The following is a 12,733-nucleotide window of genomic DNA, read 5'->3' as shown; positions in this document are numbered from 1 at the left end:
ACCCCGGAAGCGGGGCGGATACTTCAAAGCCCCATCCACTCCTTCGGCGTTTCGTCCGGTCTCCGTTCACCCTTCGACCGGCTCAGGGCGAACGGTGTAGATGAAGGAAAAAAGATTATTCTTCCGGAGATTGATCAAGGTACCACTGGTAGGTTGCCCGGATTCCCTCCGCCAGGCCGATTCCTGCTTTCCAGCCGATTGAGTTCAATCTTGATACATCAAGGAGTTTCCGGGGTGTGCCGTCGGGCCTGGAAGGATCGAATTTCAGTTTTCCCTCGAAGCCTGTGACCACCCCTACCATTTCCGCTAATTCCCGGATGGTGATGTCCTCTCCGGTCCCGATATTGATCAGATCGGTTCCATTATAATTTTCCATGAGATAGACACAGGCATCGGCCAGGTCGTCCACATGGAGGAATTCCCGACGGGGCGTTCCCGTTCCCCAGATGGTGACGGTTTTGGCCCCACCGATTCTGGCTTCGTGGAATTTCCGGATGAGAGCAGGCAGGACGTGAGAGCTTTCGAGGTCAAAGTTGTCGCCCGGACCGTAGAGGTTCGTCGGCATTACGGGAAGATATCGCGTTCCGTACTGGCGGTTGTATGACTTGCACATCTCGATCCCGGCGATCTTGGCCAATGCGTAAGCGGAGTTGGTCGGCTCCAGGGGACCGGTCATGAGGTATTCTTCTTTAAGCGGCTGGGGCGCTATCTTCGGGTAGATGCAGGAGCTACCGAGAAAAAGGAGTCGCTTCGTTCCCGTACGGTACGCGGCATCTATTATGGACAGCTCGATGAAGAGATTGTCCCGGATAAAGTCGGCCGGCCGGGTGTTGTTTGCGTGGATCCCGCCGACTTTTGCCGCGGCCAGGAATACATAGTCCGGACGCTCCTTGTCAAAAAAATCAAGGACGACCTTCGGGTCGGTAAGGTCGAGTTCATGATGGGTCCGTGTAAGGAGGTTATGATAGCCGCTTTTTTCGAGCCTTCTCACGATGGCGGAGCCGACGAGGCCCCGGTGGCCTGCGATGTAGATTTTGGAATCCGGTGCAAGGTTCATGTTACATTTCCCCGGAAAACGACCCCAAGAGGGGTCAAGTCTGCTTTTGGCTCACCTTGCCAAGGATAGCTTCCAGGGTCCCCCCTCATCCCGGCCTTCTCCCCAGCGGGGAGAAGGAGCAACCGGGCCACCCCGGAAGAGGGGCGGATACTTCAAAGCCCCATCCACTCCTTCGGCATTCCGTCCGGTCTCCGTCCACCCTTCGACCGGCTCAGGGCGAACGGTGTAAGTGATTGACATTCCGTTCGCGTGGCGCAACCGGCTTCCGGGCATGTAGTTCGGCAAGCTTCCCAAAGGGGAGGACCAAACCGTTTCAACCGCTTGAACGGTTTAAGCCGATCAAACGGCCAATACCAGGGGAGAGGATCGAGGTGAGGGGTGGTCCTCTTGTCTCGAAATCCCATCCCGGACCATTTCACAAACACCTTCAGAGACGAGGGAGAACAAAATATCATTCCCTCATCTATTCATGGTGGCTGTAGATCCGGAATCCGCCTTTCTTGCAGTGTTCATCCCGCTTTGCTTCTTCCAGATCGTATTGCACCATGTCGGCAACCATTTGCTCAAAGGTAATTTTCGGAATCCATCCGAGTTGTTCCCTCGATTTTGTAGGGTCACCGAGAAGGCTTTCCACTTCGGTGGGGCGGAAGTAACGGGGATCAACTTCAACAAGGACTTTGCCGCTCTTATCGTCAATCCCCTTTTCATCGACCCCTCTCCCTTCCCATTTGATCTTTATATCGACCTCCTGAAAGGCAAGCTCGACAAACTCCCGGACGGAGTGCTGCTCGCCCGTGGCAATCACGTAGTCGTCCGGTTCGGGCTGTTGCAGGATTTTCCACTGCGCTTCCACGTAATCCCGGGCATCCCCCCAGTCCCGTTTGGCGTTCAGATTGCCGAGATAAAGCCTCTCCTGCAGTCCGAGATAAATACGGGCCACGGCCCGGGTGATCTTGCGGGTAACGAAGGTTTCTCCCCGAAGGGGTGATTCATGATTAAATAAAATTCCGTTACAGGCGTAAATCCCGTAGGCCTCCCGGTAGTTTTTGCAAATCCAGTAAGCATAGAGCTTGGCCACAGCATAGGGACTCCGGGGGTAGAACGGGGTCGTTTCCTTCTGCGGCACTTCCTGCACGAGACCGAAGAGTTCACTGGTGGAGGCCTGGTAGAATCGGGCCGCTTTTTCCATTCCCAGGATTCGCAAGGCCTCCAGAATTCTGAGGGTCCCCAGTGCATCGGCATTGGCGGTATATTCGGCGGTGTCGAAGGAGACCTGGACGTGACTCTGGGCGGCAAGGTTGTAGATCTCGTCGGGCTTCGTCTCCTGGATAATCCGGATCAAATTGGTGGAGTCGGTCAGGTCCCCGTAGTGGAGGTGGAAGCGGCTCTCCTTGTCGTGCGGATCCCGGTAGAGGTGGTCGATCCGGTCGGTATTGAAGAGGGAGGCCCGACGCTTGATTCCGTGGACCGTGTAGCCTGCCTTCAGCAGGAATTCCGCCAAGTAGGCGCCGTCCTGGCCGGTGATCCCGGTGATTAATGCTGTTTTCATAAGGGTCTCCCTTGGTCAAGTTTTTCCACCGCAGAGGCGCCTGTCTGCGCCTGCCTGTGCGGGCAGCCCGCACGCAGACAGGTGCGGGGCACCCGCACAGGCAGGCAAAGGACGCGGAGGAAATCAATTCTTGGGCAAAAGCAAAGTCAAAAGCTTCGCACCACTGAGTACACTGAGATCACAGAGAAGAACAACTACATTAAAGAACTCTAAAGCAAATCCATTATGATTTGAACCACCACTTTACAAATTTATCGGCAATCTTCAGGACTTCTTCCGCCTTGTCGATTGCGTCCGACGAATCCTCCTCGCCATATTCCTCTGATGGAACCCATAGTCCCCCTTCATGCATTCCTGGGTATCGTGCAAGACTGATCTCGGGTTCCATGAGTTCAGCATATTCCGAGATCCGATTGAGATCATTCCGGAGCGATTCCGGCATCTTCTGCCCGGCGACTTCGGCCCGCAGGATCCCGGCCGTAAAATGGGTTTTGCGGTATGTTCCCCAGCAAAGCAGGACCGCCTTGGAGGCCTTTTCAACGGCTTGTTGGCAATGATAGATCGACTTCTCGCAGAGCGACGCGTCGTGCAGTTTTCGGGCCGACGCAAGGTCACGCTGAGAATCCGTCAACCATGCTATAACAAAGTCACGATTGCTGACCTTTGAAAGGCTGGAGACCTTTCGATAATCCACGGGGAAGTCCCAACCATCGTCCTGTTTCACAAGCCCTTTTCGGGCGATGTATTCCCGGGTTGTATCCATTTCTCGTTTCAGGAAACCTTCCGGATCATACAGTACAAGCCCCTCCGTGGCAATATCGAGGAAAAGAGGATTATGGTTTCGAAAATTGTACAGGCATTCCCTCTTCTCATACAACAGGAGGTCGAGAGGACGAGACAAATTCAAGGTTTGTTTGATCCGGACATAGGTCTCTCTTCGGCTGCGTCGGTTTCTGTCCAGCGGTTCCAGAACGATGAGAAGATCAATGTCGGAGTCTTCCGACGGATCTCCCCGAACGGAGGAACCGAAAAGGACCACCCCCTTCATGCCGACACCGATAATGGGAAGTGCTCCGAGGAGCGTTCCTTCTACGTTTTTAAGCATGGGATTCATCGCTGCAGGTTCCCGAAAAGAAACATCTCACTCTTTCAATCACATCGATCGTAAACATCGGCGAAGCGTTCTATATCGTCTTCGCCGAGGTAGCTTCCGGACTGGACCTCGATGATTTCCAGGGGGATGGTCCCGGGGTTTTCAAGGCGGTGCATCTCACCCAGGGGGATATAGGTCGACTGGTTTTCCGTCAGAACGAACACTTTCTCCCCGACGGTGATCCGTGCCGTTCCCCGGACGACGATCCAGTGTTCGGCACGGTGATAATGCTTCTGCAAAGAAAGCTGTGCTCCGGGTTTCACGGAGAGGCGTTTGACCTGAAACCGTTCTCCGGCATCGACTCCTTCGTAGGCCCCCCAGGGCCGATAGACCTTGCGGTGGATCCTGTATTCCTCCCGTTTGTTTTCCTTGAGCCACTTGACGACCTGTTTTACATCCTGTGCTTTTTTCTTGTCGGCCACAAGAACGGCATCGGCCGTTTCGATGACAACCATTTTCTCCAGCCCGACCGTTGCCAGAAAACGACTCTGAGACATCAGCAGGGAATCACGCGTATCCAGGGCAACCACATCCCCCCGGAGGACATTTCCCTGTTCGTCCTTTTCAGCAATTTCGTAAAGCGAGGACCAGTCCCCCACGTCGGACCATCCGGCATCAAGAGGAAGGACGGCTGCCCGATCGGTCTTTTCCATCACGGCATAGTCGATGGAGTCACTCGGGCAGGAGAGAAATGCCTCCTTGTCGACACGATAGAAATCTCCGTCCTGGTGACTTCGGGCCGAAGCCTTCCGGCACATCTTTTCTATATCGGGGCGATATTGTTTGAGTTCTGCGATCCAGCGAGAGGCCTTCATCAGAAAGATCCCGCTGTTCCAAAGATATTCCCCGGCCGCCAGATATTCTTCCGCCTTCTGAAGGTCCGGTTTTTCTACAAATTCGCCGACCTTCGATGCGGTTGTACCCTTGACCGGTTTTCCCTTACGGATGTAGCCGTATCCGGTTTCGGGGCGCTCAGGAACAACACCAAAGGTGACCAGTTCTCCCTTTTCTGCAAGAGGAAGTCCCTGCCGAACGGTATCACAGAATTTTTTTCGTCCAGCGATAACATGATCCGCCGGCATGATGGCCATCATAGCCTCCGGATCCTGCTCCAGAAGAAAGAGGGCTGCAAGGGTCAGGGCCGGTGCGGTGTTGCGTCCCTTCGGTTCCAGGAGAATGCACGCAGGTTCCCGACCGGATTTCCGAACCTGTTCGGCGACAAGAAACCGGTGTTCCTCGTTACAGACAAAGAGCGGGCCGGCAATTCCTTGGATTCCATCCAGCCGTCTGACCGTTTCCTGCAACAGGGTGTTCTCACCGAGGAGGGGGAGCATCGGTTTGGGATAAAACTCCCTCGACATCGGCCAGAGCCGGGTGCCGGAACCTCCGGCAAGAATGACGGGGTAGAGGGTCATGGGATTCCTTTATCTGAGGATTAGTTCTTCCTTTGATTCCAATGTTTCCGGAATCATAATATTCACTCTTCCCGAAGAATCTGGAGCAGGTACTTCCCGTAATCATTCTTGCAGAGCGGTTTTGCAAGAGCCTCAAGTGCTTCGGCTTCGATATAACCCATCCGGTATGCGATCTCCTCTATACATGCGATCTTCAATCCCTGGCGGGCCTCGATGGTTTCGATGAAGGTGGAGGCCTGCTGCAGGGACTGGTGAGTGCCCGTATCGAGCCAGGCTGTACCGCGGCCGAGTTTTTCCACAGTTAATTGCTTTCTTTCGAGATATACAAGATTGAGATCGGTGATCTCCAGTTCTCCCCGTAATGAGGGTGAAAGCCCCCGCGCAATCTCGACGACTTCATGATCGTAAAAATAAAGCCCGGTCACGGCAAAATGGGATTTAGGTTTCTTCGGCTTCTCCTCAATACTCGTCGCCCGGCCTTGCTCATCAATTTTTACCACACCATAACGTTCCGGATCTTTCACCCAGTAGGCAAAAACCCGTGCCCCTTCCGTGAGTTGAGCAGACTGTTGCAACACCCGGCTCAAACCTTGTCCATGGAAAATATTGTCCCCGAGGATCAGGCAACTGGGTTGACCTCCGATGAAGTCCGCTCCGATCCGAAAGGCCTCGGCCAGTCCATTCGGCTCCGGCTGCTCGGCATAGTGCAGATCTATCCCCCACTGTTCGCCGGCGCCTAAGAGCCGCTCGAAGTTCGGAAGGTCATGCGGTGTTGATATGACGAGGATCTCCCGCAGTCCCGCCAACATGAGCGTGGAAAGAGGATAATAGATCATCGGCTTGTCGTATACGGGAAGAAGCTGTTTACTGACGGCCCGGGTGATGGGATAGAGCCGTGTGCCGGAACCCCCGGCCAGGATGATACCTTTCATTTGAAGATCCTTTCGGATGTTAAAACCCAGACGGGGTCAATGCCGCAAAAAATGTGTTCTATGTGATTTGTGGTATATGTCTTCTGATACTTTTCCGAACTTCCCGAGCAATTTTTACGGCCTCTTCTGCTTCTGAACGTGTAATTGGTTCCCACTCTCCAGGGCAGCGTGCCTCAATAGGATATCGGTTCAAAACCAATAGTCTCTTCATCTCGACATCAATGGGTACCTTTAATCGAGCCAATTGTAATAAAAGTCGCAGGTCATGGGTCTTAGGAAAATCCGCAGAAACAGAAACCAGCAATCCTTTCAGGTATTTTTCGGCACATTGTTGTGCATGGAAACAGACTGTATCGAAAGGACAGTTCTTTTCCATACTCAGTGTATGCTCAGCATTCCGAAGGTCGTTCTCGGCCTTTTCGATCCAACTTATAATAATTGTAAGATCCTTATGCTGTTCGCTCATAGAGAACCTCACCTTCATTCATTGCAGGCCTTATAATCGTACCAATCTTGTTACGATATTTCTCGACCTCCTCGGGAGTTACAACAATCAGGTCCACCGGAAGTTCTACCCCTACAAGAGCCAAATCTATTTCGACCGTTTTCCTCCGACGGGAACCCTCAATAGGCAATATGACTAATAAGTCAACATCACTGTCAGGATTGACATCACCTTTTGCATAAGAACCAAAGAGTATGATTTTTTCAGGACGGAACTGTCTAACAATCCGCTGAACAATGTCGTTAATGATTTCTTTTCCCGTTTCCTGAGATTTCATTAAATTTCACCCCTCCGTATCGATATATCCTTCCCGAATGAGGTAGAGAAAAACCTCCTGGGCGGCTTCCATGGGAGAAGTGTCGGTCGTGTCAATACGAATCTCAGGGGTCTCCGGCACTTCATAGGGATCGCTGACTCCGGTGAACGCCGGGATCAGTCCGGCCCTCGCCTTGGCGTAAAGCCCTTTGCGGTCCCGGCCTTCGCAAACCTCCACCGGGGTTGCAACATGGATCTCGATAAAGGCGCCGTGCTGCTCGATCAATTCCCTCACGGCTCTGCGCATTGCTGAATAAGGAGCAATCGGGGCACAGATGGCGACTCCGCCGTTTTTCGTAATCTCTCCGGCCACAAATCCGATTCGCTGGATGTTCAGATCCCGGTGTGCCTTGGAAAATCCGAGTTCGCTCGAAAGATTGCGTCGAACGATATCCCCGTCCAGCAACGTGACCGGTCGGCCGCCGGCTTCAATAAATTTCGCATAAAGGATCTTGGCCAGGGTCGACTTCCCCGCTCCGGAGAGGCCGGTAAAAAAGAGGGTCAGCCCTTGTTTGCTTCGTCGAGGATAAACCGTGCGGAGTCTTTCAATAACATCGGGATAAGAGAACCAGTCCGGGATTTTTCGATTGCAGGCAAGATCTTCCCGGAGCCGCTTGTCCGTAAAAACGAGGCCTGTTTTGCCCTCCCGCTCAATCCGGGTCAGGGGGAGGAAGGTGCCGGTCTCCGGCACATACCGCATCTCCCGAACAGGAATCATTTCAATCCCTATCTCTTCCATATGTTTTCGGACAATCTCCTGCGAGGCGTATGCAGGATAAAACCGTTTCTCCCCGTCGCGAAGATTCGGCGGCGCTGCATGTTCCGGACCGATGATGATATGTGAGCAGCCGTAATTTTTGCGGATGATGGCATTCATTAAGGCCTCCCTGGGACCGGCCATCCGGACGGCAACCGGGAGCAGTGAAAGGACCGCCAAGTTGTGGGGATAGTGCCGCAGAATCGCCTCGTAACAGTGGACTCTCGCATAATAATGGAGATCGCCCGGTTTGGTCATTCCGACCGCCGGATGGATCAGAATGTGTGCATTGGCCTCCCGCGCAGCCTTCAGGGTAATCTCCCTGTGGATCCGGTGCATCGGTTTGCTGGTGTGAAAGGCGACAACCCGGCGCCAGCCAAGACGCTCGAATTCCGCACGCAGTTCGGCAGGAGTATGACGCAGGGTCTCGAAATCATAATGGAGGGGAAGCTGGATGCCCTCGACCCGTCCCCCAATATAAGTGTCGTTCACTTCTTCCAGAAGATAGCGGACGCCTGGGTGATCCCTTGAATCCGTCCCGAAGAGAAGCTTTGCCTCTTTCTCCCGATCCGCCTTCCAGCGGCTTTCCACCCGGAGGACGGCAACCATGAATCCTTCCGAATCACGCAGGGCCAGTTCTCCTCCCGGTTCGACCTGAGCGGCCAGGGCATCGGGGACATCCAAGGTTATCGGCACAGGCCAGAGCTTACCGTCGTCAAGACGCATCTCCTCCAATACCGATTCGTATTCCTCCCGCAACATGAACCCCCGGAGAGGCGACAGTCCCCCGTTCAGAAGAAGTTCCAGGTCGCAAATCTGACGATGGGTCAGGGTATGGGAGGGAATCGTCTTGCCGAGTTCATTCAGCTCCCGCACCCGGTCAGGGTTTTCAAGAAGATTGATCAGTGTTTCGCCGTAGGGTTCGTTTACATGAGTCATAAAATATCCTTTTCCCTTTGCTCTTGTTCATCCTTTGTTTTTTGCTATGTTGTTGATCTTCTCTGCGCCCTCTGCGTCTCTGCGGTGAAATACCTCACGGCATCAACCCCAGATCCGAGACAACGATGAAGTGGTCGTTCTTGATCACTTCCTTATTGTATCGTAAAGGCATCTTCTTCAGGTCCACGACGTGTCCCCCCGCTGCCTCGACGATGGCATGACCGGCGGCAGTATCCCATTCCCAAGTCGGGCCGAGACGGGGATAGATGTCGGCACTTCCGTCGGCGACGGCGCAGAGTTTCAGGGAGCTCCCTCTGGCAATCGACTCCCTGATGTTCAGCTTCCCCAGATAATGCCGGAGCGCTTCCGATGGATGGGAACGGCTCTGTACAACGACAAGCCCGTTCTCCGACGGGCTTTCCCGGACATGGATGGGAACGGTCTCCCCGTCTCCATTCCGGGACCAGGCCCCCTCCCCCACGATCCCGTAGAAGAGGCGGTCCTCAACGGGAATGTAGATCACACCGGCTGCGGGGCGATACCCTTCAATGAGGGCGATATTGACGGTGAATTCACCATTCCGCTTGATGAATTCCTTGGTTCCGTCCAGCGGATCGACCAGCCAGAAACGCTCCCAGTTCCTCCGCTCCGGGTAGGGGATTCCCTTCCCTTCTTCGGAAAGAACGGGAATCTCCGGATAGCGTTTTAACAGCTCTCTTTCTATAATCTGATGGGAGGCCTTGTCCGCTTCGGTCAGGGGAGAATAATCATCCTTGTATTCGACGTCAAAATCCTTTTGATAGACCTCAAGGATGGCATGACCGGCTTCAACGGCAATACTGCAAACTTTGTCTATTTCTATATTCATAATTTATGGTTTCCTTTGCGTCTTTTGCTCCTTTGCGGTGAGCAGGTTTTCAGTGCGCCCCCTTCCCGGCCAGGACCGCCGGGATGGTCTTGAAGAGAAGTTTCAGGTCGAGCCAGAAAGACCAGTTGTCGATGTATTCCAAATCGAGTTCCATCCACTCCTCGAAATCGATATCGTTCCTGCCGCTAACCTGCCAGATACAGGTGATTCCGGGACGCATGGAAAGCCGGCGACGCTGCCATCGCTGGTATTCGACAACTTCCCGATAGACGGGAGGACGGGGACCAACGAGAGACATCTCCCCCTTGAAGACGTTAAAAAGCTGGGGAAGTTCATCGATGCTGAACTTCCGGATGAAACGACCGACGGGGGTCACACGCGGGTCGTCGGAAATTTTGAAGACCGGTCCCGTCATTTCGTTTTGATCCTCCAGTTCGGTCAGACGCTCTTCCGCATCAACATACATGGAGCGAAACTTGTACATCATGAAGCGCCGCCCATTCAACCCCATCCGTTCCTGTTTGAAGAAGACCGGACCGGGCGAAGTTAGTTTTACGAGCAGGGCAACCGCGATCATCAGCGGTGCGAAAAGAAGAATGAGGATCAGGGAGGCCCCCACATCGAACCCGCGCTTGACCAGTAATTGAATATCATGCATGGAGGTTGTTTCGAAGGAGAGGAGATGAAACCCGAAGAGGTCGTGAAAGACCGGTTTGGCGATCTTGGGATTGAAAAGATCAAATCGGAGATGGGCACGAATCCCCGAGGTCTCGCAGGTGCGAAGGACCTTTTCCACAAGCTGGAACCAGCTTCTCGGCATGGCGATAATAACTTCATCCACCACGTTCTCGTCAAGTGTTTGCGGCAAATCATCTACACTCCCCACGACAACATGGCCTCCATACTCTTTCCCCACACGATTCGGATCCGGGTCGACGAAACCGACCAGCCTGAGCCCCCACTCCGGATGCTCTTTCAGTGCATCCACCACCTCCATGGCGCGGGGACCGCTCCCGACAATCAGAACATTCCGAAAATTAAACCCCATCCCCCGGAAATGATGCATCGCGAAGAAAAGAACCTGTTCCTTGATGGCGATCAACAATGCAGTGAATCCGAGAAAAAGGACGGAAAGAAGACGGCTGATTCTCAACTGAACAAAAACATCGTGCATCAATACGAGGAAAATCAGCATCGCGAGGATCCCCGAGAGGTATCCGCTCATCACCATCCCGAAACTCTTCAGCCGGGCCGATTCGTAGGCCCCGTAATGGCGAAAGAGATAGAGGGAAAAGGGAATGATCATGACCAGCAGCCAGAGGTCCTGGCTCGCCAGTTCCCGCTCATGGACGACATAAACCTTCCCCATAACCTCCCAGGCCAGACCAATGAGAAAGGTATTCCGAACCCAGTGGGCCAGATAGAAGGCAACAAGTTCAATGATGACGTCCGTAATAACGGAGATCCTCGTCACCATCCGAGCACGTTCACGCAGCATCTTTTAAATCACTCCGTTACGGTTCCGATAGAGTGCTGTGTCGACGACCCCGGCCATGGCTTTTTCATTCAGCCCGTCTTGCACAAAAGATGATATGGCCTTGGCCGACGTTAAAGGGTCGTTCAAGATCTCTCGATGACTTAGATAGAGCACATCAAACCGGTCATCCCCTTTCAGTATCTGCTCCACTTGATGTAGATGCTTTTCATAATTCGCAATCATTTTCTTTTCATAGGAAGGATCAAAATCTACACCCCGATTCACGAGCATCTTGTTCTGGGAGGCCATGACCTCCTTCAGGTCCCGACGCACAAAGATCACTTTGTAGAAATGCTCGCCGGGCAGGTCCTTGAGAAGGAAGGAGATTACCTTCACCGCCTTGCCCCGAAGATTCTTGACCCAACTTTTATCTTTGCCTTTATCAAGTTCCTTAATCCGCTCCAGTTCATAATAGCCCTTCGGGTTGTCGTCGTCGGCTTTCCGTTCGCCGTCGGAAGCGATCTCCACGCCCCCGGCCTCAAGCATCTTCATCATCATCGAGGTGCCCGACCGGGGCAGACCGGAAACAACAATAATCGGTTTGCCGTACTTCGGTTTTTTCAATAAATTCATGTGTGAGTTATTCCTTTGTCAAGATGCAACAGCGATATAACAATAAAATCAATCAACGAGATTTTTCATCATCTCTCCAAGTGTGATGAAGTCGTAAAAAGTCGTTTTCCGGCTTCCGTTCATGGTTCGACAGGCTTCCGAGCATGTGGTTCGACTGAGCTCACCATGCTCAGAAGCTTGCCGAACCATGCGAAGGGAATATCAATAACTTACACCGTTCACCCTGAACAAGGCTCTCCTGAGTATGTCGAAGGGCCTGTCCTGAGCCGGCCGAAGGGCTTCGTGACTTTTTACGACACCATCAAGTGTTGTATACAAAAATAATAACTGATCAATCATTTAGGACGTTGCATACAAGGATAATCATTCCTGAACAAAGTCAGGTACAGGCAACCCGTTGATACAGCTCCGCCCTCTGCGTTACAAAAACAAGAAAGTTCTCTCAACCTCCTCCAACTTGCTTCCCCCTTCCGGAAGGGGAGTGAGGGGAAATCAAGAGAAGAAGAATCCCTCCTTCCCCTCTTTTACAAAGGGGAAGGAAGAGAGGACCCATCTTCCGACAACTACACCGGCTCCACCTCATCGACGGAGATCTCCGTGGAAACGGCCTGCTGCAGCATGTCAACGGCGATGATCAGGCGGTGCTTTCCCCGCTTCTCCTGCAGGACCCCTTCAACGCCCGTCAGGGGGCCGCACTTGACGCGGACCCGGCTTCCTTCCTTGATATAGGGATGCCCGCTGATCAGGACATCACTTTCAACAAACCTGCGGACCGCTTCGATCTGCGCCTCCGGTATGGCATGGAGTTCCGTCGACGTTCTGCCGATAATCCGGACGACCCCCTTGACCTTCAGAACATCCAGAATCCGTTCCCGCTCAGGCACAATGTGTACAAAGAGATATCCGGAAAAGAGGGGAAGATCGATCACCTTTTTCCGGTCCCGTCTGCGACTCAGGGTTTCATAGAGTGGAAGAAAAGATTCCACTCCCTTGCCCTTCAGTTCGGTATCGACCTTTTTCTCGTGCCGGGAACGGGTATGGACGGCGTACCAGTTCTTCCCGGAGACATCCCCGGTGTTTTCCCTGTTTTCTTCAATCTTGATCATGGAATCCATAAATCACTATCCCGAGAT

The 12,733-nt window shown here is 53.2% G+C and carries 12 protein-coding genes; all 12 read right to left on the bottom strand.

The features are described from left to right. Nucleotides 1-115: 115 nt before the first annotated feature. A complete protein-coding gene (locus GXP58_05160) occupies nt 116-1,057 on the bottom strand; it encodes a GDP-L-fucose synthase (protein NOY52995.1) in 942 nt (313 codons plus the stop codon). A 463-nt stretch (nt 1,058-1,520) separates the two neighbouring features. Continuing rightward, entirely contained in the window at nt 1,521-2,606 is a 1,086-nt protein-coding gene (gmd, locus tag GXP58_05155; GenBank protein ID NOY52994.1) for a GDP-mannose 4,6-dehydratase, read from the bottom strand. 223 nt (nt 2,607-2,829) lie between these two features. Further along, nucleotides 2,830-3,720: a HEPN domain-containing protein gene (locus tag GXP58_05150; protein NOY52993.1), complete on the bottom strand. Its 891-nt coding sequence runs from the start codon at nt 3,718-3,720 to the stop codon at nt 2,830-2,832. Nucleotides 3,721-3,755: 35 nt separating this feature from the next. After that, nucleotides 3,756-5,174 (bottom strand): mannose-1-phosphate guanylyltransferase/mannose-6-phosphate isomerase, encoded by a 1,419-nt coding sequence (locus GXP58_05145; GenBank protein ID NOY52992.1) that lies wholly within the window; start codon nt 5,172-5,174, stop codon nt 3,756-3,758. A gap of 62 nt (nt 5,175-5,236) precedes the next feature. Further along, nucleotides 5,237-6,106 (bottom strand): glucose-1-phosphate thymidylyltransferase RfbA, encoded by an 870-nt coding sequence (rfbA, locus tag GXP58_05140; GenBank protein NOY52991.1) that lies wholly within the window; start codon nt 6,104-6,106, stop codon nt 5,237-5,239. A gap of 58 nt (nt 6,107-6,164) precedes the next feature. Beyond that, nucleotides 6,165-6,572, bottom strand: coding sequence for a HEPN domain-containing protein (locus tag GXP58_05135; GenBank protein ID NOY52990.1), 408 nt, complete (start codon nt 6,570-6,572; stop codon nt 6,165-6,167). After that, on the bottom strand, nt 6,556-6,888 hold the full coding sequence (locus GXP58_05130; protein NOY52989.1) for a nucleotidyltransferase domain-containing protein: 333 nt from the start codon (nt 6,886-6,888) through the stop codon (nt 6,556-6,558). Before GXP58_05130 ends, GXP58_05135 begins: the two co-directional genes overlap by 17 nt. A 6-nt stretch (nt 6,889-6,894) precedes the next feature. After that, the gene (locus GXP58_05125) at nt 6,895-8,622 is read right to left on the bottom strand and encodes a bifunctional sulfate adenylyltransferase/adenylylsulfate kinase (GenBank protein NOY52988.1); all 1,728 of its coding nucleotides are present in this window, start codon (nt 8,620-8,622) and stop codon (nt 6,895-6,897) included. 94 nt (nt 8,623-8,716) lie between these two features. Further along, entirely contained in the window at nt 8,717-9,490 is a 774-nt protein-coding gene (gene cysQ / locus GXP58_05120) for a 3'(2'),5'-bisphosphate nucleotidase CysQ (protein ID NOY52987.1), read from the bottom strand. A gap of 49 nt (nt 9,491-9,539) precedes the next feature. Then, entirely contained in the window at nt 9,540-10,988 is a 1,449-nt protein-coding gene (locus GXP58_05115) for a sugar transferase (GenBank protein ID NOY52986.1), read from the bottom strand. Nucleotides 10,989-10,991: 3 nt separating this feature from the next. Next, nucleotides 10,992-11,600, bottom strand: coding sequence for a sulfotransferase family protein (locus tag GXP58_05110; protein NOY52985.1), 609 nt, complete (start codon nt 11,598-11,600; stop codon nt 10,992-10,994). A gap of 563 nt (nt 11,601-12,163) precedes the next feature. Then, a complete protein-coding gene (locus GXP58_05105) occupies nt 12,164-12,715 on the bottom strand; it encodes a UpxY family transcription antiterminator (protein ID NOY52984.1) in 552 nt (183 codons plus the stop codon). Nucleotides 12,716-12,733: the final 18 nt, after the last annotated feature.

The organism is Deltaproteobacteria bacterium (genome assembly GCA_013151235.1).
In the GTDB taxonomy this organism is placed as follows: Bacteria; CG2-30-53-67; CG2-30-53-67; order CG2-30-53-67; family CG2-30-53-67; genus JAADIO01.
The sequence above is the reverse complement of the archived record's forward strand: the minus strand, read 5'-3'. Positions and strand labels throughout refer to the sequence as shown.